We start from the raw sequence: 26,613 nt of genomic DNA, 5'->3' as shown, positions 1-26,613 counted from the left end.
CATCGACCAAGTCAGGCAATACCACCCAGGCATACATATTTAAGTTCGGTATATTCGTCCAATCCGTGCCTTGACCCTTCGCGACCGAGACCTGACATCTTCACGCCGCCGAACGGGGCCTCAGCCGTCGAGACGAGACCGGTATTGACGCCGACCATGCCATATTCGAGCGCTTCGGCCACACGAAATACCCGCGACAGATCGCGGGCGTAAAAATACGAAGCAAGTCCGAATTCGGTGTCGTTTGCCTGTTCGATGACGTCTTCTTCGTCGCGGAAACGGAAAAGCGGTGCAAGCGGCCCGAAGGTTTCCTCGCGCGCGACCTGCATGCCGGCAGCAACGTCGCGCAGGATCGTCGGCTCGAAGAAATGGCCGCCGAGCGCGTGGCGTTTGCCGCCTGAAACGATCCCGGCACCCTTTGAAACGGCATCGCGGATATGGCTTTCGACCTTGGCGACGGCATTGTCGTCGATCAGCGGGCCAAGCACGACGTCACGGTCGAGACCGTTGCCGACCTTCAAGCCCGAAACCGCCGCGGCGAGCTTGGCGGCAAACGCCTCGTAGACGCCGTCCTGGACATAAAGGCGATTGGCGCAAACACAGGTCTGGCCGTTGTTGCGGAACTTGGCGATGAGCGCGCCTTCGACCGCAGCGTCGAGATCGGCGTCGTCGAACACGATGAAGGGTGCATTGCCGCCAAGCTCGAGGCCGAGCTTTTTGATCGTCGGCGCACATTGCCGGTAAAGCAGTTCGCCCGTCCGGGTGGAGCCGGTGAATGTCAGAACCCGAACGTCACGGCTTGCCGTCAGCACCCCGCCAATTGCCGCTGCGTCACCCGTGACGATGTTGAGAAGCCCCGGCGGCAGGCCGGCGCGCTCACCGAGAACGGCGATCGCAATGGCGGAGAATGGCGTCTGCAGCGCCGGCTTGAGAACGACGGCACAGCCGGCGGCAAGCGCGGGGCCAATCTTGCGGGTGATCATCGCGTTCGGAAAGTTCCAGGGCGTGATCGCCGCCACTACGCCTGCCGGCTGGCGAAGGACGAGGATCCGCTTGTCCGGCTGATGTCCTGGTACGACCTCGCCGTTGATGCGTCTCGCCTCCTCGGCGAACCATTCGATGAAGCTCGCACCATAGGTGATCTCTCCTTTGGCTTCGGCGAGCGGTTTTCCCTGCTCCAGCGTCAGGATCATCGCCAGATCGTCGCGATTTTCGATCATCAGCCGGTGCCATTTCTTGAGAACGGCGGCGCGCTCCCCGGCGGTCTTCTTCGCCCAAAGCTTCTGGGCGATAACCGCGGCGCGGATGGCATCTTCCGTTTCCGCGGCGCCGAGGTCAGGCACCACCCCCAGCGGCTCGCCTGTCGCCGGATTGCGGACCGTGGCCGCCTTGCGGCCTTCCGCTTCGATCCAGCGATCGGCGATGGGGCATGCCTGACGGAACAGCGAGGGATCATTGAGCTTCATATGACAACTTTCAACAGAATACGTGAGCGGCACCGGGATCGAAATTCAGATGGACTATATCTCCGCGGCTGAGCCCCGCGATAGCCTCGTGACCGAACGGCAAACGAACCGCCAGCGCCTCGCCTGTCGCCGTCTCGGTCGAGACGTGAATATTGTTGCCGAGGAAGGTAATGTCGCTGACCGTTGCGGCAAGACCCGCTCCTGCTGCCTGGTTTCGCGACAACCGAATGCGCTCCGGCCTCAGCATCAGGGCTGCCCTCGTCCCGGAGGTTCCTTTTCCATGCACCGGAATATGATTGAAGACGCTCCCGCCGCCAAGCGAAATGGTGGCCTGCCCATCGGAGGATGACAGCAGGTCGCATGAAATGAAATCGCTGTCGCCGATGAATTCTGCCACGAAGCGGGTCCGCGGATTGGCGTAGAGTTCCGGGCCCGTCCCGATCTGATCGATGACGCCCTTGGAAAAGACGGCGATCCGGTCGGAGAGCCGCAGCGCCTCCTCCTGGTCGTGGGTGACGTAGAGGATCGTCACTTCGGTCTGCTGGTGGATCCGGCGTATCTCATGCTGGATTTCCTCGCGCAGCTTCTTGTCGAGCGCCGACAGCGGCTCGTCCATCAGAAGCACCGGCGGATCATAGGCAAGGGCTCTGGCAAGGGCGACGCGCTGCTGCTGACCGCCGGACATTTGCGCGGGCTTGCGATCCTCGAAGCCTTCGAGCCTGACGAGGCGCAGCATCTCCTTCACCTTGCTGTCGACCTCGGCCTTGGACTTGCGCCGGACCTTCAGCGGAAATGCGATGTTTTCGCCCACCGTCAGATGCGGAAACAGGGTGTAGCGCTGGAACACCATGCCGATGTTGCGCTTGTGCGACGGCGTGGCGAGCAGGGTCTTGCCCTCCAGCGTGATGTCGCCTTTCGTCGGAGTTTCAAAGCCGGCCAGGATGTAGAGGGTCGTGCTTTTCCCGGATCCGGACGGGCCGAGAAAGGTCAGGAACTCCCCGCGCCGTACGTCGAGATTGACGTCGTGGACAGCGACAACCGGGCCGTATTCCTTGCGTATTCCGCGGATCTGAAGGAATGGTTCTTTCATTGTTTCAGTACCTTACGCACGACGGCAACAAGCGCCATCAAGAGGATCGTCAAAAGGATGAGAAGGGTCGACGCCGCAGCGACAACCGGCGTCAGGTCCTGCCGCAGCGTCGCCCATACTTTTACCGGCAGCGTCTGCAGGGTCGGGCTGGACATGAAGATCGCCACCACCACCTCGTCCCAGGATGTCAGGAACGAGAAGACGGCCGCCGAAAACAGCCCATGGCTGATCGCCGGCAGGGTGACCCTGATCTTTGCTTCCAGAGGCGAGGCGCCGCACAGAACCGCCGCATCCTCGATCGATTTGTCGAAGCCTTCCAGCGCACTTGAGATGGAGAGGATCGAGAAGGGCAGTGCGAGAACCAGGTGCGAAATGACGAAGCCTACCAACGTGCCGCCAAGACCAATCCTCAGGAAGAAGGCATAAAGGGCGACCGCAAGAACCACGACGGGAAGGATCATCGGCGTCAGGAACAGCGCTTTCAGCGCATCGCGGAACAAGAACGAACCGCGCACCAGCCCGAAGGAGGTCACGAGCCCGAGCAGCACCGACAGGATCGTCACGATGACCGCGATCTTGAAGCTCGTCCAGGCCGATTCCAGCCAGCGCGGATCGGCAAAGAGCTCGCTGTACCATTGAAGCGTCCAGCCGGGCGGCGGAAAGATCAGCCATTGCGAGGAGCCGAAGGAGAGCGCCGCGATAAAGACGATCGGCAGCAGCAGAAAGGCTGCAGTCAGAAGCGTGATCGCCAGCAGGATGTATTTCCACCAGCCGAGGCGGTCGAAATTGAGCAACATGTCAACGCCCTCCCGGGTTTTGGTTGCCGAGGAAGCGCAGCTGCACGGCATAAAGCAGCAGGGTCACCACGAGGAGAACCAGCGCCGCAGCACCTCCCATTCCCCAATTGACCAGCGACTGCACGAATTGCGCAATCAGCTCTGCGAGCATCATGTTCGCAGTGCCGCCGAGAAGCGACGGCGTGACGAAATAACCAAGCGACATGACGAAGACCATAAGGGCGCCAGCCGCCATGCCGGGCATGGCCAAGGGCAGCAGGACACGGGTCAGGCACTGCCACCGATTGGCGCCGCAAAGTGCTGCCGCCTGCAGGGTCGACGGGTCGATCTTCTTGATCACGCCGTAGAGCGGCAGGATGATGAAGGGCAGCATGATATAGGTCATGCCGATGGTGACCCCGGTCAGGTTGTTGACCAGTGCCAAAGGTTTGTCGATCAGCCCCATTCCGATCAGCATCTTGTTGATGAGCCCCGTCCGCTGCAAAAGCACCATCCAGGCATAGGTGCGGGCCAGCAGGTTGGTCCACATCGACAGGAGCAGGATCGCAAAGATTACCGAGGTGAGGCGCCCGGGCATGATTGCCAGCGCCCAGGCAACGGGAAATCCGATCAGCAGCGAAATCGCGGTGACGAGACCCGAGACGATGAAGGTGTTGGCGAAAATCTTGAGATAGGTCGCGGATCCGATCAGCTGCGCATAGTTTCCAAAGCCCGGCACCGGTTCCAGCACGCTGCGCAGCAGGAGTACCGCCACCGGCGCGATGAAAAAGATCGCCACGAAGGCGAGCGCCGGAAGGACCCCCCCAAACCCTGTTGCCTTGCGCGCCTTTGGCAGGGGCGCAATTGCAGCGGAGGCATCGCTATATGTCGACATGACAGTCCTTCCCACCCGTCAATTTCCACAGGCGCCGTGGCCGGTCAAACGGGCACTGGCGCTGCGGGAGGCACGGCGAACATTCGCCGTGCCCATCCGTCTCAAGTTTCAGGCTATTTCGCCTGCCAGGCGTACCACTTCTCGCCGATGGCATCGCGATTATCAGCCCAGTAGTTCATGTCGGCATTCACCTGGCTGGCCGTCTGCTGATCCGGCAGGGTCTTGGCCGTCTCCGGATCCATCAGCTTGGCCGAGTCAACGTTGATTGGCGCATATCCGGTGGCTTTTGCAAGGGCGGCCTGCGGTTCGGCCGAGGTCGCCATTGCAATGAACTTCATCGCGGCTTCCACGTTCGGCGAACCCTTCGGCACGACGAGCGAATCCGCAGCGGTGATGTTCTGTTCCCATGAGGTCTCGGTCTTGATACCGCTCGCCGCAAGCGCGGTCATGCGGCCATTCCAGATACTGCCGAAGGGAGCCTCGGCGGATGCCAGAAGCTGCTGCGACTGTGCACCGCCCGACCACCAGACGATATCCGATTTGATCGTATCGAGCTTCTTGAAGGCGCGGTCGAGATCAAGCGGATAGAGCTTGTCGGCGGCCACGCCGTCGGCAAGCAGCGCCGCTTCGATCACACCAGGAGCCGACCACTTGTAGAATGTGCGCTTTCCCGGAAACTTTGCCGTGTCGAACAGGTCAGCCCATGTCTTCGGGCAGGCGCTGACGGCATCGGCATTGCAGCCGATCACGAAGGAATAATAGAAGCTGCCGACCGAATAGTCGGTCACGAAGCGCGGATCGAGCTTGGATTTATCGATGACGGAGAAATCGAGTTTCTCGAGCTGGCCATTCTTGCCGGCCTGGGCGGCATAATCGCCTTCGACGTCGACCACGTCCCAGGTGACCTGACCGGCCTCGACCATCGCCTTGAGCTTGCCGTAGTCCGTCGGTCCGTCCTGTACGACGGTGATACCGGTCTTCTCCGTGAACGGGCTGGCCCATGCAGCCTTCTGCGCGTCCTGGGTCGTTCCTCCCCAGCTCGAAAAGACCATGTTGTCGGCGTGCGCCGGTACGGACACAGCCACGAATGCGGCGACCGCCGCGACAGCAAATGTTGTTTTCATGTTCCCTTATCCTTGTTCTGGTTTGTCCTGTATGCCTTATGCCGTCAGTGCGCCTCGCTCCTGGGAGAAAAGTTAGCTGGCTTCATAATCTTGTTTTCCGCCACCTCGATCAGATCGCGGATCTTGGGCAGAAAGGCCTGCCATCGGGGATCGGCCAGAAGCCTCTGGCGCCTCGCCTCCCGGTCGTCCAGGCTCGCAAAGGCCCAGATGTGGACGATCTCGTTGATCGTTCCGATCTCCGAAAAGAAGTAACCGACGAGCGTGCCGAGATGGCTCTTCTGGATCTCGATCCCCTCTTCCTCGACGACCTTGAGATATTGCGGGATGGTGCCGTTCTTCAGCCGGTAGGTCCGGATTTCGTAAAACATCGGCGCTACCTCATCACAAAGGGATCGGGGATCGGATCGTCCGATGTCCTGAGCCAGATCGTCTTGGTACGGGTATAGTCGAGCGCCGCGGCCATGCCGCCTTCCCTGCCATGGCCTGACAGGCCGAAACCGCCGAACGGCGCGATCGGCGAGACGGCGCGGTAGGTGTTGACCCAGACGATCCCGGCACGCAGCCCCTTCATCAGCCGGTGCGCCCGGGTGAGGTTCTGGGTGAAGACGCCGGAAGCCAGGCCATAACGGGTATCGTTGGCGAGCCGCAGCGCCTCGGCTTCCGTCTCGAACGACACGACGGACAGGACCGGCCCGAAGAATTCCTCTGTCAACGAGGGCGAGGCGACATCGTCGCAATCGAGAATCGTCGGCGGGAAATAATAGCCTTCGCCATCAATCTTGCGCCCTCCCGTGACGAGGCGGGCGCCGCTTTCGATCGACTTGGCGACGAGGGCGCCGATATTGTCCTGCTGGCGCTTGGTGGCAAGCGGGCCGACTTCGGTCGCCATATCGAGTGGCGCGCCAATACGGATCGCTTCCGCCTTCTCGCGCAGCAGGGCGACGAATTTATCCTTGATACTGCGTTCGACGATGAGGCGCGATCCGGCAACACAGCTCTGGCCTGTCGCGGCGAAGATGCCTGCGACCTGGGCATTGGCCGCACTTTCGAGGTCCGCATCGGCAAAGACGATGAACGGCGACTTGCCGCCAAGTTCAAGCGAGGTGGAGGCGAGGTTTTCGGCCGAGTTGCGCACGACGTGCCGGGCGGTTTCAGGGCCGCCGGTAAAAGCGACGTGGGCGACCTTCGGGTGCCGCCCGAGGGCGGCGCCGCAGGAGGCGCCGAAACCGGTGATGATGTTGACGACGCCGGCAGGAAAGCCTGCCTCGTGCACGAGACGCGCAAATTCGAGAAGTGGCGCCGGCCCGTCTTCCGAGGCCTTGACGACCATCGTGCAGCCGGCGGCGAGTGCCGGTCCGATCTTCACCGCAGACAGGAACAGCTGGCTGTTCCACGGCACGACCATCGCAACGACGCCGATCGGCTCGCGGCGAAGCCAGACATCCATGTCGGGCTTGTCGATCGGCAGGTAGGCGCCTTCGATCTTGTCGGCGATGCCGGCATAGTAGCGATAGTATTCGGCGACATAAGCGATCTGCGCCGATGTCTCGCGGATGATCTTGCCGGTGTCGCGCGTCTCCAGTTCAGCCAGCACCTGCGCGTTGGCAGCAACCAGGTCGGCCAGCTTGCAGAGCAGCTTGCCGCGTTGGGTGGCCGTCATTTTCGGCCAGGCGCCGTCGTAAAGTGCCCTGTCGGCAGCGTCGACAGCCCGACCGACATCGCCCTCGCGCGCTTCGGGCATCTCCGCCCAGACCGCGCCGGAGGCGGGATCGATGCTCGCATAGCTGGCCTCGCCATCTGAAAATTCGCCGTCGATGTAGTGCTGGAAACGCCGCATGGTCTTACTCCTGAAATGCCGGCATGACCTCGGTGATGAAGCGCTCGAGCGACGCCTTCTTGCGCTCGAAGCTCATGCCGGTGTCGATCCAGAAGGAATATTCGTCATAGCCGAGCGCTTCATACGCCTTGAGCCGGGCGATGACGGTCTCAGCGTCGCCAACGACATTGTTGGTGCGCATGACCTGGTCCGACAACATCGCATTTGCTCTGATCTGTTCGTCCGGGATCCGTTCGATCAGACCCTGGGTAACCGGCTTCTCATTCTTGAACCAGGCGAAGAAATAATTGTAGTAGACGCTGAGTTCATGGGCGGCCTGGGCGACATCGTCCTCTGACGAACCGACATAGGTATGGCGCAGCAGCATGATCTTGGGCCGCTCGATCTCGGGATTCTTGGCGCAGGCATCGTTGAAGCGCTCCATCAACGACTGAACCTCGTCGTCGCCCTGCCAGAGCGGTGTGACCTGGACGTTGCAGCCGTTGGCGACGGCAAATTCGTGCGAGTTCGGATCGCGCGCCGCAACCCATATGGGCGGGTTCGGCTGCTGCAGCGGTTTCGGCGCCGACGTGGTCGACGGAAACTTGAAGAATTCCCCGTCATGGGCGTAGTCGCCGGCCCATATGCCTTTGACCGCCGGGATGAGCTCGCGCATGCGCTGGCCAGCACCCCAGGCATCGAGACCGGGCAGCAGACGTTCGTATTCGAAGGAATAGGCCCCCCGCGCGATGCCGATGTCGAGTCGTCCATCGCAGATGATATCGGCCATGGCCGCCTCGCCGGCGAGTTTGATCGGATGCCAGAAGGGGGCAATCACCGTTCCCGTCCCAAGCCGTGCCCGCGATGTGCGGCGCGCGAGATCAGCAATGGTCACGAACGGATTGGGCGCGATGGTGAAATCCATGCCATGGTGCTCGCCCGTCCAGATCGCGTGCATGCCGCCCTTGTCGGCGATCTCGCAGAGCGCGACGAATTCCTCGTAGAGGCTCTTGTGGCTTTGGCTGGCATCGAGCCGTTCCATATGGACGAAGAGGGAGAACTTCATGCTTTTGCGTCCTTGACTGGAATTGGGTGAACAGTGCCGCCGGTCTCGTCGCCGAAATAGACGCCGAAATTGCCGATCGAGCTTTCCATCGCAAAACGGTTGACGATATCGGCAGTCGAACTGGTCTTGAACTTTGCCGCAACCAATGCGTCAGGCTTCAGGAACCTGCCGCCGGCAGGCTCGCCCTCTCCGGCAACGGCGTGATAGACGATGTGCTGCTTGCCGTCGCTCTTGCCCTCATAAACCGAATAGAGAAAGCCGATGCTGACTTTCAACCCAGTGAGCGTTTCCAGGTATTTTTGCAATGCCTCGGTCGGGCTGCCATCATGGGCGTCGACGCTTGGCAGGGAGAGCACATCCTCGCCGAGCAGCAGAACTTCCCCGCGGCGCTCGACAACGGCTGCAAGTTCCATATTGCCTTCGCTTGCCGCCGACACTGCCTTGCTTGCCAGCGTCGGCGTGAAATAACCGCCACGCGCATAGCCGAGACCGTTGCGGCCGCTATTGTCGAAAGCTTCGATGCGGCCCATCAAGATGACGTGGTCGCCAGCCTCGATGACCTCTTCCATGGCGCATTCGAACCAGGCCGCCACGTTCGAGAATATCGGGCAGCCTGCCGATCCCTTCGCCCATTCGACCGCCGCAAACCTGTCCTCGACCGGGCGTGCAAAGGTGTTCGACACGTCTTTCTGCGTTTCCGAAAGCACGTTGATCGCAAAATGCTGCGCTCCGGTCATGATGGCAAAATTGCGCGACGTCTTGGCAAGGCAGACGAGGAGAAGCGGTGGATTGAGCGAGACCGAGGTGAAGGAGTTCGCTGTGAAGCCGATCGGATGTCCTTCCCCGTCGCAGGCGGTGACGACAGTCACCCCGGTCGGAAAAGCCCCGAATGCATCTCGCAGTGCTCTTGGGTCGACAGTCTGGATTGTCATCGTTCATCCTCCCCGAACGACAGCCACTCAGCGAGCAGCGAATTGACGATATCAGGCGCGGTCAGGTTCACCATATGACGATGACCTTCGACGATGCGGGCGTAGCCCCGCGGCGCAAGCTCTGCCATTTGCGTCGCCATCAAGGGCGTCGAGTTCGGATCATCGGACCCCGTCAGAAACAGCGCCGGACCAGCCACGTCTTTCCAGCCGTCAGCATAGGTCTCGTCTCCTCCCGCGAAGGCGGCGTAAGCGACGGCATATCCCTGGGGATCGACGAGGTTCAGCCATTTTCGCGTCAATTCACGCGCGGTGACGCTGTCTGCATCATCGCCGAACCAACGGGCCAGAGGGCCTTCCTTGTCGACGCCCGACATCGGAATGGCGGCAGCGCGCGCGAGCACGGCGGCCTTTGCCTCAGGGTCACGCCTGTAGACGCCGTTGAGGTAGGCGACACGGCTGATACGCTCGCCAAAGGTCGCGGCCGCCCCTCCTGAAACCAGTGCGCCCATCGAGTGCCCGGCAACATTTGCGGTGTCGATTGCCATCTCGTCGAGAAAGCGTCCGAACCAGGCGACGAACTCCTCGAGCCGGCTGCCCGCCGGCAGCTTTGCGCTCTCCCCATGTCCCGGCATGTCGACGGCGATGACGCGATGGCCTGCAGACAGGAATGCGATCTGCGGCGCCCAGGCCTCGAGCCGCATGCCGACGCCATGAATGAGAACCAGCGGCTCACCGCTGCCGGCCTCGTGATAGGCCGTCCCGCTTGCCGTCTTCTTTCGCGGCAAGGCACCGGCGGCGTTTGTTGCTGCAGCGGTGCGTGTGGTCGATCCGGCTGTCAGCATCTCAGAGCCGCTCCCTCAAACGCCCGCAGGATTGGCAACGTCCTGCCCCAGGTCTTTCAGATCCTGGTACCGGTCGCCGATGCGGTGATGCGGGCGCCCGCCTATCGAAGCACCAAGAGCCACGACGATCTCGTCGGCAGCAGGCGCGTCGGGGATCGATGTCTGGATGGTCAGATAGTGCGAACGTCGGCCTTCATCGTTCTTGTCCATCAGCGGGATCATGATCGGCGCGTTGGCCGGACCGCGTGTGTTGCAGAAGGCGAGATACGACTTGGCGCCGACGGCTTGGCGATAAAAATTGCCGAAACGCAGCGTGTGGATAAGCGCGGACCCGTGTTCGATCTCGCCGTCCAGGCCGACGACAGCAGACTTTCCATATCCCTCGACAGCATCGCCGGACCCGACCGCATCGATGATCATCTTGGTCAGCAACTCGCCGAGCACCGGAGCGCCTGCGTGAATTTCGGGCTTGAGGTCGTCGACGAAGCCGCGACCGGCCCAGGGATTCTTCACGACCGCGAAGGCGGTAAACAGCTTCAGCGGAACCGCCGCGGCCTTGCCGCCTTCGATCAGCGTCGTTTCGATCTGCAGTCCCGTCTTGCGAATTTGAATGGCCATCGAGCACCTCATTTCTCAGTATCGTATTATGGTATACCATAATATATAGGTGTCAAGTTGGTTCCTGAGAGGACCCAGTTCAGGCAGAGGCGGAGTTTTCAATTTGGCGCGCGCTCACTCTCGACTCTGCGGGCAGCGCTTTCTTCCCATTCAGCGCGTTGTCAGCTGACAAACGGCATGGCGGCGCCCCGCGGAGGCAGGCCGAGTCCAGAAGTCACGGTCATCCCAGTTCATGGTGCCGCCTTATATATTACTTAATATGGCATACCATCACATTGGACAAAGTTGGGTGTCAAGCGCGGAGTATGGATTCCGCTAAATTGCACGGAACATCATCGCGAATGGAGTGATATCGGCAGCTTAGAGGAGCGCTTTGCCAGGGCGTGCGGGGGGAACCGTCAGGACTTCGCTCGTGCTTAGTCGGCAGGCTTCTTGGCGGATAGCACCGCTTCGGCAATCGCGCTTGCGGCGGCGACGTGATCCATCGCGGCCCGGTAAGCCCCCTCGCCGTCGCCGCGGCGGATGGCGTCGACGATCTTCGACATCTGCAGCGGCCCTTCGATGCCGCGTCTCTCCGTCTTGATCGTCATCGAGCGCAGGTGGTTTATGCGCACGGTGAGGAGATTGACGACACCCCAGGCAACGTTCCTGTCAACCATGGTGAACAGGGTGTGATAGAAGGAAGAGGTGTTCGTCAGCACAGCCGCCATGTCGTTGTCACGGTAGCTGTTGCGGATCCCGGCCAGCGACTCCTCCAGCGCAGCGACGATCTCCGGGCTGCGGCGCTCCGCGCACAGCCGCGCCGCCATGCCTTCCAGCGCGCCACGGATCTCATAGATCTGCTTGGCTTCGTCGATGTCGAGCTGCGCGACGATCGGCCCCTTGTTCGGCAGATTGGCGACAAGCCCTTCCGATTCCAAATGCCTCAGAACCTCGCGCACGACTGTTCGGCTGACGCCGAGCTGGGCGCAGAGGTCACGCTCGACAAGGCGATCTCCGGGACGAAAATATCCGTTGACGATGGCTTCGCGGACCTTGTCGAGCGCCAATTCGCGCAAGGTCTTTGCAGGACGCTCGACTCGAATTGCGTCCTTCAGAGCACCGCTCATTGTCTACCTCAGTGTTGGACTTTGCACGCTCAACTTCCGCCGCCGCGGCCGAATGCAAGAATCGTATTATGGCGTACCAGATACTGTAGCTGTCGGCGGCCGGCAATTCAACAAGCGCCGCCGACCTATAGCGCCGCCCGTCTTTTCAGACGCGCAAAGGACGCTCTAGCTTTGATCTGCTGCCGACACGTCGGGAGCTAGCCTCTCGAAACAATCTCCTCGACCACGACTTTGGCCTGCACCCGGATATCCGGAACGGCCGTGATCTCCCAGAATTGTCCTGCCGTCAGGGCGCCGACCGCAAATAGTCGGGCCGGCGAGATACGGGACGGGGCTATCACCTCGGAAGCGGCATCCACCTGGATCCCAAGACCAAGAGGATCGGGGACGATCAACTCAAAGCGACTCATTTCCTTCAAAAGCGGTGAATGACTGATCCCGGCCCGCTCCATTCCCGTGCAGTTGACGAGCCAGTCCGCCCTGATCTCGGCGATCTCGCGCGTCGCTCTGACCCTGTAGCTGGCAACGAGCCGGCCCTCCTCGGCCCCGAGCGATTTCAGGAAGCCCGCGTGGAAACGAACGGTTCCGTCTAAGACCAGCTTCTCAAACCTGTCGAACACGTCAGGCGCGACCCGGTGACGATGGATGTTCCACCAGGGAAGCGCATGCCTGAGGAAGCGTGCCCGCTCCTTGCTCGAAAGCCGTTGCCAGAGAGCCTGCGTTGCAGGCCTCAGACCGTCCATCACGGCTCGCCAGTCGGCAACCGTCCTGCTCTTTCCCCGCAGGGTCTTCAATATGCCGCTGATCGTATCTGGAAGCGTCTCGACGTCGATCGGCAGAGGTGCTGGCGGCTTCCACGCGTGTCCGAGCGGTGCGAGCCCCCGCCGCGAAAGCACATCGATCTTGCCGGCGTGGCCATGGGCGCGAAGCGCGAGCACCTGATCGATCATCGTCAGGCCGGATCCGAGGATACACACCGCATCGGATGGTGCGACGCGCCTCAGCCACGAAAGTCGCCACGGGTTCTCGACGATGCGCGATCGCAGCAATGGCGGGACGCCGTCCGGAGCGACCGGCAGGGTTGCGTTCCCGACGCCGAGGCACAGCACCACGTTTTTGCCGGCAATCTCGTCGCCGTTGCCGAGATGGAAGGCCAGCGTGCTGCTGTAACGTTCCACGCATCCCGCCGCCTTGGCCTTGATGAAATCGACCCGGCAGCGGCCGTCCCGTTTTCGAAGCAGCCGCGCAAGCGTATCGCGGACATAAAGACCGTAATCGCTGCGCGAGGCGAAATCGCCGGCCTGCAACGGGCGTCCATGGCTTTTCAGCCAGTCGACAAAATCGTCGGGTTGATGCGGCAACAGGCTCATGCGGCCGGCGGGAACATTGAGGCGATGGAGATAGAGCTCCGTTCGGTACGCCGTCCCGCGGCCGAAGCCAGGATCGTCGCCGACGACGGCGACCTTCGCCGAAGCGGGAAGCTGCTCGATGAGATTGCAGGTAACCGCGATCGCTGAAAAACCGGAACCGACCACAATAACATCATATGCCAAATGCATTCTCCCTGAAGCTCAGAGCGTCATCGAGACATTTCGTCATTCAAGCCCAATGTCGCTCGCCGGTCCCTGTTGATCGCACAAGCGGCAGAATCACGAAACAATTATCTCTATTGTCTATAAATATAGTTTGTTATTTCTCCCGCTAGCCCCTCCCCAACCATTACGCTTTTGAGGGTGAGATCAAGGGCCGTCCGGCCCTGAACAAAGGGGCTCAAGATGAATTTCAGGAATTTGGTTGCCGCGATCGCCGTCGGCGTCGGCACTTTTGCAACGGCTGTTGTCGCCGAAGCGGCGGACAAGAAGGTCGTTGTCGCCTATCAGACCGACGCCTTGCCATCTTCCGTTGCGATCGCCAATGGCGAATTCGCCAAGGAGACGGGATACGACATCGACTTCCGCAGGTTCAATTCGGGCGCCGAAATCTTCGCCGCCATTGCCTCCGGCGACGTCCAGATCGGCTATGTCGGCTCCAGCCCATTTGCGGCAGCAGTGTCACGCGGTCTCGAGGTCAAGGCCTTTTACCTCGCCTCCATCTCGGGCATCGACGAGGCTCTCGTCGTCCGCAACGGCTCCGGTATCGAAAGCCTGAATGATCTGAAGGGCAAGAAGCTTGCTGCCGCGCCGGTATCCACGGACCACTATCAGCTGCTGGCGCTGATCAAATCGCTGGGCCTGACCGAAAAAGACGTTCAGGTCTTCGCCATCCCCCAGCCCGAAATCGTCGCCAGCTATAATCGCGGCGATATCGATGGCGGCTTCGTCTGGGATCCGGCGCTCACCGAACTGAAGAAGAACGGGAAGGTTCTCGTGACCTCCAAGGACGTGGCAGACAAGGGTGCACCGACATTCTCCGCCTGGGTCGCGGCCTCGAAATTTGCTGCCGACAACCCGGACTTTCTGAAGGGCTTCGCTTCGGTCATCAACAAATACTACGCATCCTTCGCATCGGACAAATCCGCCTGGGGTCCCGACAGCGACAACGCCAAGTCGCTTGCCAAGCTTCTCGGCGGGACACCTGACCAGCAGGCCTCGGCCCTGAAGAACCTGACGCTGCTGACGCCTGAGGTTCAGGCATCGGATGCCTGGCTTGGCGGCGGCGAAAAGGCGGGTGCCGGCAAGATTCTCAAGGACACGGCATCGTTCCTGAAGGAACAGGGCAAGGTTTCCGATGTACAGGCGGATTACGGCGCCTTCGTCAGCGCAGATGCCCTCACCGGCGTCAGCAACTGATCCTCCCCAGCGCCGGCGCGGCTTACCGCGCCGGCATCGAACTTGCGAGCGGCAACATGCTTAAAGTCGATCACGCCAGCGTTTTCTTCGCAGCCCGCTACGGGCGGACCGTTCACGCGCTCGATCGCGTTTCCTTCGATATTCCCGAACGGGGCTTCGTCGTCGCACTCGGCGCTTCGGGATGCGGCAAATCAACCCTTCTCAACGCGATTGCCGGCTTCCTTCCGCTTTCGGATGGCCGGATCACGCTCGATGGCCGCGCGGTCGAACAACCCGGCGCAGATCGTGGCGTCGTTTTTCAGAAAGATTCGCTGCTGCCTTGGAAATCGGTGATCGACAATGTCGCGCTCGGTTTGAAATTCGCCGGGGTCAAGCGCAGGGAGCGCCAAGCGCGCGCCCTGGAGCTGCTCCGGCTCGTCGGTCTCGACGAATTCGCCGGCGCTTTTCCCTACGAGCTGTCGGGCGGCATGCGCCAGCGTGTCGGCATCGCACGGGCTCTGGCAACAAATCCCGACATCCTGCTGATGGACGAGCCGTTCGGCGCACTCGACAGCCTGACGCGCGAGCAGATGCAGGAACTGCTGGTTTCCATCTGGGATAAGACGGCAAAGAAGGTCTTCTTCATCACGCACTCGATTGAAGAGGCCTTGTTCCTGGGCACGCAGGTCCTGGTCATGTCACCTCGACCGGGGCGCGTCGTTGCACGCTTCGATCTGGATTTTGTTCGCCGCTTCGCCGAAACCGGCGACGCCCGATCAATCAAGGCGTCACCGCAATTTGCCGAGCTGCGCGAGGAGATCCGCGCCATTCTCCACAGCACCGAAGACCTCAGGAGCGCCGCATGAGCGATATAGTGCAGGCACCGCCGATTGCGGCGGGTAGCGAGGACCATCAGGTCAAGCTGGTGAAAATGGCGGGCTTTGGAGCCGGCGAGAAATCGACGGTGGCCATCAGCATTGCGACAGCGCTGGCCATACTGCTGCTGTGGTGGGTCGTCTCTGCGCTCGGTGTCGTTCCACACTTGTTTCTGCCGCGTCCTGACGAGGTGCTGACACAGATCGGCGCCATCTATCGCGACGGTTACGCCGGAGCGTCGCTGTCCGCGCATGTTTTTGCAAGCCTGTTCCGCATCGTCGTCGCCGCCCTCATCGCCGTCTCCGCCGGCATCCCGCTCGGATTGCTCATGGGGCTGAACCGATGGGCAAAAGGGGTGCTCGACGCGCCGATCGAGTTTTACTGGCCGCTTCCGCCGCTCTCCTACCTGCCGCTGATGATCATCTGGCTCGGCATTGGCGAGACGTCGAAGATCACGCTGCTGGTGCTTGCGATGTTCGCACCGATCTGCCTCTCGGCCCAGGCCGGCGTCCGTGCGCTGCCGATCGAGCGCGTCAATGCCGCGCGTTCGCTGGGCGCGAGCCGGCTGCAGCTCTTCCTTGATATCGTCCTGCCGTCGGCCCTGCCCGAGATCCTCACCGGCATTCGAATTGCGCTCGGTGTCGGCTGGGGTACGCTGGTTGCGGCTGAATTGATCGCCTCCACGCGCGGGATCGGTTTGATGATCATGTCGGCTTCACAGTTCCTGGCGACCGACGTCGTCTTCGTCGGTATCGGCATCATCGCGATCTGCGCGTTCACCTTCTCGGCCGCCATCCGGTTTCTGGAGGCGTACCTCGTGCCCTGGAAGGGCAAGCTCTGACCGGAGGGCGCCAGGGAGCGATATTCAGTGGCTTCCTGCCGCGGCGTTCAGCCCGTGTATGGCGACGAGCTCGGCTGCGACCAGCTTCTGAAGCCGCCATAAATTGCGGTCCCGGATGCCACGTTCTTCCAGATGTTTCACCGTCAGATACAGATACTCGGCGCAGGAGCCCATGTGTCCGCAGGCTCTCGCAAGCACCTGCGCCACCGTCTCCAGCGGCAATTTGCGGGAAACACGCTCGCCTTTCGGACCAGCCCAAAAGACCAGCGCGCGCACCAGCCCATGTGCGGTCGCGACCGGGATCCAGCGAACCGTCGCTGCGTCTTCGATCGTGCCGACCTCACGGCGGATCAACCGCCGAATCTGGCCAAGGCGATCATCATCGGCAAGCCTGAAGACGATGCCGTTGCAACGTCCACCACGATCAAGTGCCATCATCAGTCCCGGCTGGGACCGCGTTCCCCGCCAGCGGGTCATCTGCAGGCAGAAGGAGCGATGCCACCCTCTTGTTGCGCCATGCTGCGATTCGACGGCGTCGAAGTCCGGCTTCCATATCAATGATCCATAGGCGAAGATCCAAAGCGGGGCGCCGGTAGACTCATGGAGAAGCCGGTTGGCGAGCATCTCCACCTCGGCTTCGGTCAGCGGTTTTCGATGTGGCTCGGGGCCGACATCGATCGCGGGGCGAAGGCTCAGCGATACGAGCTCGTCCGTCAGAGCCATTGTTGATCCGGTCATCAAGAGTTTGCTTCCCCGGATCGTCACCAGCTTATGCTCCCGGATATCCGTCATGCGTCAGTGCACCGTAAATCTGGCCGCATCGGCCTGGCGCCGCTGCAGGCTGCGTATCAGCATCGCGGCCTCCCTGACGATTGCCGAAAACGTCGCATCATCGGCCTCTGCGATCCTTCCCGTCATCTTGCGGATGATCGTCGTCAAATGAATGATGGAATGGCGATGCTGCGGATCTTCCGATCCCATTTCGGTATCTGCCATGGCGAGCAGCGTCTGCACCAGCCGCTCCATGGTTTGGCGGCGCCGGGTCCTCGGGTCGGCATTCGGATCTTCGCTAAGGCGCAGCAGGTCGGCGACAATGTCGGACATGGCGATACCACTCACATAGCAAAGGCCGGCGGCATGGAAACGACATGCCTTCGACCGCGCGTTTGCGTCTTCAAGCCCTCCAGCAATCGGTAGCCGTTGCGCCAGCGGCCAAAGCCGCTAGCGACATTGATGTGCCCGGCAAGGCCGATATTCCGGGTCTCTGCGTTCCACAAGCGGCCGAACAGGGTCAAGCGATCGACCGTCATGTAGGCATCGTTCATGCTGCCGACGACGATGCTCTGAAAGGGCAAAGGCGCCGTCGGCATGGCGCCAAACGAGATAAGCCCGGGATGCAGGTTTTCCGTGACCGGCAGATCGCATGGAGCAACGAGCAACGCTCCTTTGACGCGACGGGCCGCACTTCGCCCGGCCAAGCGGGCGGCAAGCAGGCAGCCGAGACTATGGGCAACCAGATAGGCCTCGCCGGCCTCTTCAAGCGCGCCTTCCAATCGCAGCAGCCAGTTGTCAAGGTTCGGATGGTCCCAGTCGTCCTGAGCGACTAGACGACTGCCCGGGTGATCCTGCAGCCAATGCTGTTGCCAATGCCCTTCTCCCGAGCCGAAAAGCCCGGGAAGAATAAGTACGTCGATCATCTGACGGCTTCCTCTCTGAAGCTGCGCGTCGGTCTTTTTCCCGATCGGGGCAAACATCGGACATCACTCATCAGATCCACCCGATCACCAGGGCGAACAGGAATGTGAAAGAGCTGACGATCGTGCAGATTCCGGCCGCATGCCTGAAATGCGGCATGACGCTGCCTTCCGCTCTTCTCGCACCGTGCCGACGCAGGTCGGTCTCAACGACAATCGCCATCACACAATTCTCCTCAATACCAAAGGCCGGGCATCGCGCCCCAATAGTGGAGTTCGTATTCGCGGGCGGACCGGTCGCGCTCGTCGTCCCGCGCACGCAATCCGTTTACAGGCTCGTGCGCAGCCGGCGTCTTCGGCTCTAGCAGCCGGCCAATCGTGAGTCTTAGCCAGAAGTGGAAGTCAAGCTTCATGCGAACCTCCTGTCAGGAACCGGTATTCTTCGGTTAGGAAATCAGCGAATGACGTTGTGCATTGGCTAGAAGAACGTGAAGCGATGCCGTCGGTCCATAGAGCATCAGCAGGCGGTTCTCCTCGCGTTTGGCGAGACGATAGCGCCGGGCGAATTCGAAGACGCTCCACAATTGCTCGCTTGGCCCAGGCCTTTCCACATCGGTGATCGTTGCTTCCTGAGATCGAGTCATGGCGACGATCCTTACTCGGCTGCCGCCAGGGCCGGGTTTGCGCCCGGAAAGAAGGCCGCCAATTCGCCGATCACTTCGTTGATGCGGGCCAAAAGCGCGTCGGATGAGACCGCATAGTCTGTGAAATCGCGATCGGACGCATAGACGGCAGTCGGTAAGGTGTGGGCCATGAAAAAACCAAACAACGGCCGAAGCTGATGCTCGACCATCAACGCGTGCCGGTCACCGCCGCCGGTCGCCGTGATGACGATCGGCTTGCCCCGAAGTTCGTGGGGATCGATCAGGTCGATGAGGTGCTTGAAATGGCCGGGATAAGAGCCCTTGTAGGTCGGCGAGCCGATGATCAGGGCATCAGCCTGCACGATCTCGTCGATGACATGCCTGGCCTGCGCGTCGAGATCCTTGCGCCACAAGGCGCTGCCCAGCGACGGACCGACATCATTGAGATCATAGGTCTTGCTGGTAAATCCGTAGCGAATGCTCGCACGTTCGGCGACGTGCCGCACAAGTGCCAATGTCTTCGATGGACGGTTGAAGCTGCCAGCGATGCCGACGAGTTTGAAACCTGACATGGTTTTTCCTCTCTTTGCGTTGCCTCAACTATTGTCTACAAAATTGATAGATTAAAGGAACGTGCGTCTCTCCTTGTTCGCCTGGTTGAAAAAAACGTTCACCGCTGTTCCGGCACGCATAGGCTGCAAGCCGACCACCATCGACATCTGCGACCTCGGGACGCTGCAATTCCAAGCCTAAGGCTTGTCGCCGTGAAGATGACGTTCGAGGAAGGGCAAATTGTCCTGCCCCCAATAGATCTCGCCGTCAAAGACATATGTGGGAAAGCCGAAGACGCCGCTGTCGCGCGCATGCACGCGGTCCGCCGACCATTTGTTCTGGACATCGTCATCGGCTTGTCGTCTGAGGAGTGCTGCGCCATCGAAACCTGCTGATGTCACGATCGCTTCGCGCACATCGGGCTTGCCGATATCCTTCGCCTCGCTCCAGAAGGCGTGCTGCAGGGCGCGGGCAATGCCGATCCAATCCTGTCCGTCGAGGTAAGCCGCAATCACGAAGAGGGACGCTGGCGTCGGATCGCTCAGATCCGGGCGATGTTCGAGCCGCAGTTCCTTGCCGCGCAAGCGCGCCCAGCGCTTGAGGTCCCGCGTCCAGTAGGCGCGCCGGATCTCCGGGCGATTGCGCGAAAAGATACCGCCATTTTCCTCGACCACCGTCGTCAGATAGGGCGTGATGACGACGTCGTTCTTCGCCGCAAGTTCGGCGAAGGCATCGAAGCCGATATACGACCAGGGCGAGCCGATCGAAAAGAAATATTCTACCGATTTGGTCACTGATGAATGTTCCCTGTGAGGTGATTGTTCTGGCGTCGAATAGACGACGGCATTTTCAGGAAGCGGCGCGGATGTCGGATGGCGCTTTCCATCCGAGCTCCGGTGCGATCAGCGTCGCGAAGTCGTGGAGAATCTGGCGATACTGCTCGTGCTCGAACTCGTAAGGGAGCTCCAGCCTCAACTCGCTGACCTCGGGCAGGATCGGATCGGCAAAAAGCTGCGCCAATATCTCCTCCGATGTGCCGACGACATCCCGGGCAAACAAGGTCCGCCGCTCGCCCTGCGGCGAAAGCGTCCGCTCATGACGGCCATTGGCATAGTCTCGATACCGGCGGCGCGTTGCGGCATCGGCGCTATCGAAAGGCACGATGACGCGCCCCAGCGCGACCCGGCGCTGCGTTTCGGCGCCGCGATGGGTTTCGATCAATCGCGATTGCGCGATGAAGAAATCATCGGTCCCCTCGCCCGTTATCACATTGCCGGTCAACAGATTGAAGCCATTGCGGCCGGCCCATTCGGCCGAGCGCTGCGATCCGCCGCCATACCAGATCCGGTCGATCAGGCCCTTGGCATAGGGCTGCAGCCGCGGCCGCTGCGGGCCGAAGGGCGTCTTGATCAAGGTCTGCTCGTCGCCGAGATAGCTGCCACGCAGATTGTCGGCAAAGCGCAGCACGCGATCATGCGAGAAATCGAAACCCGTCCAATCGCCGTCGAAGACGAGCGGGGCAATCAGGTCTGCGTGCAACGGTCGTCCGGCGCTGACACCGATATTCAGCCGTCCGCGCGACAGAACATCGACGGTGGCGAGGTCTTCGGCCAGCCGGTAAGGGCTCTCGTAGCCGATCGGGATGACCGCGGTTCCAAGCTCGATCCGGCTGGTTCGCTGCGTCGCCGCCGCCAGGAAGGCGCTGGCCGAAGAGATTCCGGGCTCCAGGTGCCGCTGGCGGACCCAAGCGCTGTCGAAGCCCAGATCTTCGCCATATTGCAGCTGCTCAAGCGTCTGCTCCAATCCCGACAACGGATCATCGTCGGGATAGTTGCCGGGGGTGAGGAAGCCGATATGGCTGATGGATATGTTGCCCACTCGTGTCATCCGATGATCAGTATTTCGGCAGGCCGGGCGGGTTGGTCTCGGATGCCGGCAAGGCTTCCTCGGAAAGATGCCAGTGGTCAAGGATTTTTGCGTAGGTGCCGTCCTTGATCAGGCCGTTGGTGGCAACAGTCAGCGCATCGGCCAGTCCGCTTCCTTTGCGGGTGGTGATCGCGACATCCGAGCGATCCGGCCAGCCGGCGCTCAACGTGCCGACACGCTTGATGTTCTTGTCGCGCGTGGCGATGAAGACGAGCTGTGCATGCGGCTGGACGATGACATCGGCCCGGCCGGACCGCAGCGCGAGGAGGCTTGCCGCCTCGTCGTCGTAATATTGCAGCTCGATCGGCTTCAGGCCGGCGGCAACATCTTCCTCGCTCCACTTCACCAGGATGCGCTCCTGGTTGGTGCCGGCCCCGACGATGATCCTGAGGCCTGCCGCATTCTTGGGCTCCTTGATCGAGGTCACAGGGCTGTCGGATTTGACGAAGAAACCATGCAGGCCCTGGCGGTAGGTAGAGAAATCGAACTTCTCCTTGCGCTGCTCGGTGACCCCGACATTGGAGATGACGGCATCATACTTGCCCGAGGCGAGGCCGAGCGGCCAGTCGATCCAGGCGACCGGCACGATCTCCAGCGTCAGGCCGAGGCTATCGGCGATGGCATAGGCATAGTCGGGATCTGCCCCGACCACGGTCTTGGCATCCGTGGCATAGGTCGCAAGCGGCGGGCCGCCGGGACTGACGGCGATAGTAAACTTGCCTGGTGTGACGAACTTGAAATCCTTCGGGATTGCGGCAATCGCCGCATCGTTCCTGGCGGCGTGAAGCCGGCCCGGCTGCTCTGGGCTGAGGTCGAAATCCTCGGCTGCATGAGCTGCGCCGTAGCAAAGGGCAGACGCCATGGCGGCAATCAGCAGGGTCCGGAATGCCGGAAAGGCAATCATGGTTTTTATTCTCCAAACTGTCAGGCAGGGTGGCCGGCAGCAATGCCGCCGGCCCTATAGGTACTGATCAGGAGCCGCTCTTCGGCAGGCCCGGCGGGTTGGTCTGGGCCTTGTCGATCGCTTCGGGACCGAGGTTCCAGGTATCGAGGATCTTCCGGTAGGCGCCACTGGCGATCAGGTCGTTGACGACATCGGTCAAGGGAGCAGCCAGGCCGCTGCCCTTGCGCGTGGTAACGGCAATTTCGGCCGTGATCGGCCAACCGCCGCTGACGGTGCCGACAAGCTTGGTCTTGTCGTTGATCCCCGCCGAATAGGCCTGCGTTGCGTTCACGCTGAAGACAGTGTCTGCTCTGCCGGACTGAACGGCGAGATCCTTGACCGCGTCGTCGTCATAATATTGCACCTCGATTGGCTTCAGGCCGGCGGCGACGTTCTCACGATCCCATTCCAGCAGGATTTTCTCCTGGTTGGTGCCGGCATCGGTAATCACCTTCAGGCCGGCAATATCCTTCGGCTGCTTGATCGCCGCGATCGGGCTATCGGCCTTGACGTAGAAGCCAAGCTCATCCTTGCGGTAGGTCGAGAAATCGAACTTCTCCTTGCGTTCTTCCGTGACCGTCACGTTGGAAATCACCGCGTCGAACTTTCCGGAGGTCAGCCCCAGCGGCCAATCGGCCCAGGCGACCGAAACCAACTCGAGCTTCAGGCCCAGGCTGTCGGCAATGGCCTGCGCCAGATCGACGTCATAACCGATGACGGTTTTGGAATCGGAGGCATAATCATGCAGCGGCAGATTGCCGCTCGAGCTGATGCCGACGGTGAAGACGCCGTTTTCGACGAACTTGAAGTCCTTGATTTCGGCAATGCGTTTCTCGTTCTTTTCAACCCGCAGCCGGTTCGGCTGCTCAGGGCTGAGATCGAACTTCTGCTGCGCCTGCGCGGAACTGAAACCGATCGCGGCCATGGTGACGGCTCCCGCTATCAGAAGCCTTGCCCTATCTGTAAATGTCATGCCCCTTCTCCATTTCATCTTTAGGTTGTGGTTATTGTTATTCGGCCGGAGCAGCCCGTCGCGGCCCGGCGTTTCGCCAGCGCTGTTTCGCGCTAGAGAACCTTGGCGAGGAATTCCCGCGTACGGGGATGTTCCGCTTGTGCGAAGATGCGGGCCGGGGGCCCGGCCTCCAGGATGCGGCCGCTGTCCATGAAGACGACCGTATCGGCAACTTCGCGGGCAAAGCCCACCTCGTGGGTGACGATGACGAGCGTCGTGCCGGTGCGGGCAAGCTCCTTGATGACGTCGAGCACTTCGCCGACGAGCTCCGGATCGAGCGCCGATGTCGGCTCGTCGAAGAGCAGCACCTTCGGGCGGAGCGCCAGTGCGCGGGCGATCGCCACACGCTGCTGCTGGCCGCCGGAGAGCTGGCGCGGATAGGCGTTAATCTTGTCGCTGAGGCCAATGCGTGCCAGCAGCTCCTGCGCCAGCTGCACGGCGTCCTCGCGGCCGACACCGCGAACCTGGATCGGTGCCTCGATGAGGTTTTCGAGCACGGTCAGATGCGGGAAGAGATTGAAGCTCTGGAAGACCATGCCGATATCGGCGCGGCGTTTGAGGATATCCTTCTCCTTGAGCTCATAGAGCGTGTCGCCCTTCCTGTTGTAACCGACGAAATCGCCGTCGACCGAGATGAAACCCTCATCGACACGCTCCAGATGGTTGATGGCGCGCAGAAGCGTCGACTTGCCCGAGCCGGATGGACCGAGGATGGCGGTCACGCTGCCGGCGGGAAGGCTAAGGTCGACGTCATCGAGCACTTTCAGCGAACCGAAGCTTTTGGAAATGCCGTGAATGCGCACCGCGCCGCCAGCGGCCCGCAGCGTCGCCGCATCCTGGAAACCGATCTTGCGCACGGTGTCGGTCGCCGTCTCGAGGACAGGCAGCGGACGGCGGAAACGCTCAAAAAATGCCTGGAAGGGCAGCGGCGTCGGGTTGCGCACGGCGCCTTTGGAAAAATAGCGTTCGATATAGCGCTGAGCGATCGACAGTACCGTCATGATGATCAGATACCAGACGGTCGCGACCATCAGCAGCGGAATGACTTCGAGATTGCGGCGGTAGATCACCTGGACCGTGTAGAAGAGTTCCGGCAGCGCCAGCACGTAGACCATCGAGGTGCTCTTCGCCAGTCCGATGAGTTCGTTGAAGCCGGTCGGCAGGATCGAGCGCATGGCCTGCGGCAGCACGATGCGGAAGGCCTGGCGGCGGCGCGGCAGACCGAGTGCGGCGGCCGCCTCCAGCTGACCATGATCCACCGAGAGAATACCGCCGCGCACAATCTCGGCGAAGAAGGCCGACTGGTTGAGCGTGAGGCCGAGGAAGGCGGCGGCAAAGGGCGTCAGCAATTGCACTGTCGGATAGTCGAGGAAGACGGTATCGGTGAAGGGAATGCCGATCTTGATCGTCTCGTAGAGGTAGCCGAGATTGTTAAGGATCAGCAGCAGCACGATGACCGGGATCGAGCGCAGCAACCAGATATAGCCCCAGGAAAGACCTGAGAGCAGCGGCGACCTGGAAACGCGGGCGAGCGCCAGAGCGGTTCCGAGGATGGATCCGGATATGGCGGCAAGCACGGTCAAAAGCAGCGTCCTGCCGAGACCGACGAGCACTGGTTCGGCAAAGAACCATTCAGCAAAGACGCCCCAGCCCCAGCGCGGATTGGTGAAGATGGAATAGAGCACGGCGGTGATGACGACGGCGGCAAAGATCGTGCCTGCCAGGCGGCCCGGATGACGCGCCGGCACGATGCGGTAACGGGAATAATCCTTCGATCCTGCCGTCCTGCTGCCGGGGTCGATGCCGGCGAAATCCGTTGTCAGCGCCATTGTGCTTCCCTTTTATGATTGTCGGTCTTTGCCGTTTTCAGAAATTTGCGCCGGCCACCCGCAGGCGGGGTTCGGCATCTTCGTGAGCAGGCTCAGCGAGATGGGTGATGTCCTTCTCGAAGGGCAGGCTCTTGTAGATCTCGGGATCAACGGAGGTGTCGAAGAGAGCGGTGTAGCCGTAGTTCAGATAGAGGCCGACGGCTTCGGGCTGGCGAAAGCCGGTCGTCAGGTAGATGCGGGAATAACCTTGGCGGGCGGCCTGCGCCTCCAGTTCCACCAGCACCTTGCGGGCAAGGCCCTGACGGCGCAGATCGGAGCGCGTCCAGATGCGTTTGAACTCGGCCGTGCGTTCGTCATAGTTCTTGAAAGCGCCGCCGCCGATGGTTTCGCCACCACGGATCAACAGGAGAAAATTGCCGTGAGGCGGCGCAAAGGCTTCGGGAGGATAACGGTTCAACTCGGCCGCAGCACCTTCGGCATTGAAATAATTGCCGTAGCGGCTGTCATATTCGTGGATCAATTCATCGATCAGCGGCTTGGCGCGCGGGTCGAGAGGGCTGGTATAGAGAAACGTATCGCTCATATCGTTCATCACCCGTTGTCATCAGTGAGGAAGGTTTCGGCGAGCCGCACCCAGTAACGGGCGGCGGGCGCAATGATCGCGTCGTTGAAATTGTAGTGGGCATTGTGGAGAGGAGCGCTGTCGCCATTCCCGACGAAGAGGTAGCTGCCGGGATTTGCCTGCAGCATGAAGGCAAAATCCTCGCTCGCCGTTCTCGGCCGGAAATCCTTCTCGATTGCCGCCGGGCCGAGTGCGTCAAAGGCGACGCGCCTGGCAAACTCCGTTTCCCCAGCGTGATTGACCAGTGCCGGAAAGCCGAGGCGGTAATTCACATCCGCCTCGGCGCCGAAGCTTTCGGCCTGGGCCCGGGCAAGGGCTGGAATGCGCTCTCGCAACAGCTGGCGGACCGTCTCGCTGAAGGCCCGCATGGTGAGCTTCATCTCGACGCTCTCAGGGATGACGTTCGAGGCGGACCCGGCATGGATCGAGCCGACGGTGGCGACCGCCATGTCCTGCGGGTCGACATTGCGGGAAACGACGCTCTGCAAGGCGGTGATGAAGGAGGCCGAGGCAAGCACCGGATCGACGGCGCGGTGCGGCTCGGCGCCGTGGCCGCCCTTGCCGATGATCTTGATTACCGCCTGATCGACCGAAGCCATGGCGGGGCCGCTAACGAAGCCGAATTGACCCGCGGGAACACCCGGCCAGTTGTGGAGCCCGAAGACCGCGTCGACAGGAAAACGTTCGAACAGGCCTTCCGAGATCATCTTGCGGGCGCCGGCGCCGATTTCCTCGGCGGGCTGGAAGATCAGCCGCAGCGTGCCGCTGAAATTGCCGCTTTCGGCGAGATAACGGGCGGCGGCGAGCAGGATCGACGTATGTCCGTCATGGCCGCAGGCATGCATGACACCAGGATTGCTGCTGGCATAGGCAAGACCGGTCGCCTCCTCGATCGGCAGCGCGTCCATGTCGGCGCGGATGCCGATCCGCTTTTTGCCATCGCCGCGCTTGAGGGTGGCGACGATGCCGGTTCCGGCAATGCCCGTCGCCACCTCATAGCCCCAGGAGGAAAGGTGGGATGCCACAAGCTTGCTGGTTCTGAGCTCCTGAAACGCGAGCTCCGGATATTGGTGCAGGTCGTGGCGAAGCGCGATGATCTCGTCGAGATAGGCGGCGATACCTTTCTCGACCGGATCGTTGCTGTGCGAGTTCTGAGCGATGATGTTCATTGC

Annotated in this window: 30 protein-coding genes; 3 read left to right on the top strand and 27 right to left on the bottom strand. The window is 61.3% G+C overall.

The window, feature by feature from the left end:
* Window positions 1-11: 11 nt before the first annotated feature.
* From RL_RS28660 to RL_RS28600, 13 genes are all read right to left on the bottom strand, one after another.
* Window positions 12-1,466 carry an NAD-dependent succinate-semialdehyde dehydrogenase gene (locus RL_RS28660; RefSeq protein ID WP_011654285.1) on the bottom strand — a complete coding sequence of 485 codons (1,455 nt, stop codon included), beginning with the start codon at window positions 1,464-1,466 and terminating at the stop codon, window positions 12-14.
* A 10-nt stretch (window positions 1,467-1,476) separates the two neighbouring features.
* Window positions 1,477-2,556 (bottom strand): ABC transporter ATP-binding protein, encoded by a 1,080-nt coding sequence (locus RL_RS28655; protein WP_011654284.1) that lies wholly within the window; start codon window positions 2,554-2,556, stop codon window positions 1,477-1,479.
* On the bottom strand, window positions 2,553-3,353 hold the full coding sequence (locus RL_RS28650; RefSeq protein ID WP_011654283.1) for an ABC transporter permease: 801 nt from the start codon (window positions 3,351-3,353) through the stop codon (window positions 2,553-2,555). The genes RL_RS28655 and RL_RS28650 overlap by 4 nt, the downstream gene beginning before the upstream one ends.
* Window position 3,354: 1 nt before the next feature.
* Complete coding sequence (locus tag RL_RS28645; RefSeq protein WP_011654282.1) at window positions 3,355-4,227, bottom strand: ABC transporter permease; 873 nt, start codon at window positions 4,225-4,227, stop codon at window positions 3,355-3,357.
* Between the two features lie 113 nt (window positions 4,228-4,340).
* On the bottom strand, window positions 4,341-5,351 hold the full coding sequence (locus RL_RS28640; RefSeq protein ID WP_011654281.1) for an ABC transporter substrate-binding protein: 1,011 nt from the start codon (window positions 5,349-5,351) through the stop codon (window positions 4,341-4,343).
* A 44-nt stretch (window positions 5,352-5,395) separates the two neighbouring features.
* A complete protein-coding gene (locus RL_RS28635) occupies window positions 5,396-5,719 on the bottom strand; it encodes an NIPSNAP family protein (protein WP_003538302.1) in 324 nt (107 codons plus the stop codon).
* 5 nt (window positions 5,720-5,724) lie between these two features.
* A complete protein-coding gene (locus RL_RS28630; RefSeq protein WP_011654280.1) occupies window positions 5,725-7,188 on the bottom strand; it encodes an aldehyde dehydrogenase in 1,464 nt (487 codons plus the stop codon).
* A gap of 4 nt (window positions 7,189-7,192) precedes the next feature.
* Window positions 7,193-8,233 carry an LLM class flavin-dependent oxidoreductase gene (locus tag RL_RS28625; protein WP_011654279.1) on the bottom strand — a complete coding sequence of 347 codons (1,041 nt, stop codon included), beginning with the start codon at window positions 8,231-8,233 and terminating at the stop codon, window positions 7,193-7,195.
* On the bottom strand, window positions 8,230-9,165 hold the full coding sequence (locus RL_RS28620; protein ID WP_011654278.1) for a flavin reductase family protein: 936 nt from the start codon (window positions 9,163-9,165) through the stop codon (window positions 8,230-8,232). The genes RL_RS28625 and RL_RS28620 overlap by 4 nt, the downstream gene beginning before the upstream one ends.
* Complete coding sequence (locus RL_RS28615; protein WP_011654277.1) at window positions 9,162-10,007, bottom strand: alpha/beta fold hydrolase; 846 nt, start codon at window positions 10,005-10,007, stop codon at window positions 9,162-9,164. The genes RL_RS28620 and RL_RS28615 overlap by 4 nt, the downstream gene beginning before the upstream one ends.
* A gap of 15 nt (window positions 10,008-10,022) precedes the next feature.
* Window positions 10,023-10,625: an amino acid synthesis family protein gene (locus RL_RS28610; RefSeq protein WP_011654276.1), complete on the bottom strand. Its 603-nt coding sequence runs from the start codon at window positions 10,623-10,625 to the stop codon at window positions 10,023-10,025.
* 416 nt (window positions 10,626-11,041) lie between these two features.
* Window positions 11,042-11,734 (bottom strand): GntR family transcriptional regulator, encoded by a 693-nt coding sequence (locus tag RL_RS28605; protein WP_011654275.1) that lies wholly within the window; start codon window positions 11,732-11,734, stop codon window positions 11,042-11,044.
* Window positions 11,735-11,931: 197 nt separating this feature from the next.
* Window positions 11,932-13,293 carry an FAD/NAD(P)-binding protein gene (locus RL_RS28600; protein WP_011654274.1) on the bottom strand — a complete coding sequence of 454 codons (1,362 nt, stop codon included), beginning with the start codon at window positions 13,291-13,293 and terminating at the stop codon, window positions 11,932-11,934.
* 216 nt (window positions 13,294-13,509) lie between these two features.
* Between RL_RS28600 and tauA the strand changes: the two genes are divergently transcribed.
* From tauA to RL_RS28585, 3 genes are read left to right on the top strand one after another with little or no spacing between them, the layout of a single operon-like run.
* On the top strand, window positions 13,510-14,523 hold the full coding sequence (tauA, locus tag RL_RS28595) for a taurine ABC transporter substrate-binding protein (RefSeq protein ID WP_028743212.1): 1,014 nt from the start codon (window positions 13,510-13,512) through the stop codon (window positions 14,521-14,523).
* A gap of 56 nt (window positions 14,524-14,579) precedes the next feature.
* Window positions 14,580-15,368: a taurine ABC transporter ATP-binding protein gene (locus tag RL_RS28590; protein WP_011654272.1), complete on the top strand. Its 789-nt coding sequence runs from the start codon at window positions 14,580-14,582 to the stop codon at window positions 15,366-15,368.
* Window positions 15,365-16,219: an ABC transporter permease subunit gene (locus tag RL_RS28585; protein ID WP_011654271.1), complete on the top strand. Its 855-nt coding sequence runs from the start codon at window positions 15,365-15,367 to the stop codon at window positions 16,217-16,219. Before RL_RS28590 ends, RL_RS28585 begins: the two co-directional genes overlap by 4 nt.
* Window positions 16,220-16,243: 24 nt before the next feature.
* Here the strand turns inward: RL_RS28585 and RL_RS28580 are convergent, their stop codons facing one another.
* The 14 genes from RL_RS28580 to RL_RS28520 form a co-directional block, all read right to left on the bottom strand.
* Window positions 16,244-17,011: a gamma-glutamylcyclotransferase gene (locus tag RL_RS28580; RefSeq protein WP_011654270.1), complete on the bottom strand. Its 768-nt coding sequence runs from the start codon at window positions 17,009-17,011 to the stop codon at window positions 16,244-16,246.
* A gap of 3 nt (window positions 17,012-17,014) precedes the next feature.
* Complete coding sequence (locus RL_RS28575) at window positions 17,015-17,323, bottom strand: hypothetical protein (RefSeq protein ID WP_028743214.1); 309 nt, start codon at window positions 17,321-17,323, stop codon at window positions 17,015-17,017.
* An 11-nt stretch (window positions 17,324-17,334) separates the two neighbouring features.
* Complete coding sequence (locus RL_RS28570; RefSeq protein ID WP_011654268.1) at window positions 17,335-17,916, bottom strand: RBBP9/YdeN family alpha/beta hydrolase; 582 nt, start codon at window positions 17,914-17,916, stop codon at window positions 17,335-17,337.
* A 70-nt stretch (window positions 17,917-17,986) separates the two neighbouring features.
* Window positions 17,987-18,136 carry a hypothetical protein gene (locus RL_RS40285; protein ID WP_003555674.1) on the bottom strand — a complete coding sequence of 50 codons (150 nt, stop codon included), beginning with the start codon at window positions 18,134-18,136 and terminating at the stop codon, window positions 17,987-17,989.
* A 13-nt stretch (window positions 18,137-18,149) separates the two neighbouring features.
* Window positions 18,150-18,326 (bottom strand): hypothetical protein, encoded by a 177-nt coding sequence (locus RL_RS40280; protein WP_003555675.1) that lies wholly within the window; start codon window positions 18,324-18,326, stop codon window positions 18,150-18,152.
* Window positions 18,327-18,359: 33 nt separating this feature from the next.
* Window positions 18,360-18,557 (bottom strand): hypothetical protein, encoded by a 198-nt coding sequence (locus RL_RS28565; protein ID WP_028743215.1) that lies wholly within the window; start codon window positions 18,555-18,557, stop codon window positions 18,360-18,362.
* 11 nt (window positions 18,558-18,568) lie between these two features.
* Entirely contained in the window at window positions 18,569-19,129 is a 561-nt protein-coding gene (gene msuE, locus RL_RS28560; protein ID WP_011654266.1) for an FMN reductase, read from the bottom strand.
* Between the two features lie 177 nt (window positions 19,130-19,306).
* Window positions 19,307-19,903 carry a 2-hydroxychromene-2-carboxylate isomerase gene (locus RL_RS28555; protein ID WP_011654265.1) on the bottom strand — a complete coding sequence of 199 codons (597 nt, stop codon included), beginning with the start codon at window positions 19,901-19,903 and terminating at the stop codon, window positions 19,307-19,309.
* Window positions 19,904-19,958: 55 nt separating this feature from the next.
* Window positions 19,959-20,996 carry an LLM class flavin-dependent oxidoreductase gene (locus tag RL_RS28550; RefSeq protein WP_032993185.1) on the bottom strand — a complete coding sequence of 346 codons (1,038 nt, stop codon included), beginning with the start codon at window positions 20,994-20,996 and terminating at the stop codon, window positions 19,959-19,961.
* A gap of 7 nt (window positions 20,997-21,003) precedes the next feature.
* The gene (locus RL_RS28545) at window positions 21,004-21,939 is read right to left on the bottom strand and encodes an ABC transporter substrate-binding protein (protein ID WP_011654263.1); all 936 of its coding nucleotides are present in this window, start codon (window positions 21,937-21,939) and stop codon (window positions 21,004-21,006) included.
* A 67-nt stretch (window positions 21,940-22,006) separates the two neighbouring features.
* Window positions 22,007-22,951 (bottom strand): ABC transporter substrate-binding protein, encoded by a 945-nt coding sequence (locus tag RL_RS28540; protein WP_011654262.1) that lies wholly within the window; start codon window positions 22,949-22,951, stop codon window positions 22,007-22,009.
* A 92-nt stretch (window positions 22,952-23,043) separates the two neighbouring features.
* Entirely contained in the window at window positions 23,044-24,819 is a 1,776-nt protein-coding gene (locus tag RL_RS41060) for an amino acid ABC transporter permease/ATP-binding protein (RefSeq protein WP_011654261.1), read from the bottom strand.
* A gap of 37 nt (window positions 24,820-24,856) precedes the next feature.
* Window positions 24,857-25,414: a GNAT family N-acetyltransferase gene (locus RL_RS28525; protein ID WP_011654260.1), complete on the bottom strand. Its 558-nt coding sequence runs from the start codon at window positions 25,412-25,414 to the stop codon at window positions 24,857-24,859.
* Window positions 25,411-26,610 carry a M20 aminoacylase family protein gene (locus RL_RS28520; RefSeq protein ID WP_011654259.1) on the bottom strand — a complete coding sequence of 400 codons (1,200 nt, stop codon included), beginning with the start codon at window positions 26,608-26,610 and terminating at the stop codon, window positions 25,411-25,413. The genes RL_RS28525 and RL_RS28520 overlap by 4 nt, the downstream gene beginning before the upstream one ends.
* Window positions 26,611-26,613 lie beyond the last annotated feature (3 nt).

The organism is Rhizobium johnstonii 3841 (assembly GCF_000009265.1).
In the GTDB taxonomy this organism is placed as follows: Bacteria; Pseudomonadota; Alphaproteobacteria; order Rhizobiales; family Rhizobiaceae; genus Rhizobium; species Rhizobium acaciae.
This window is presented reverse-complemented; position numbering and strand designations above follow the sequence as displayed.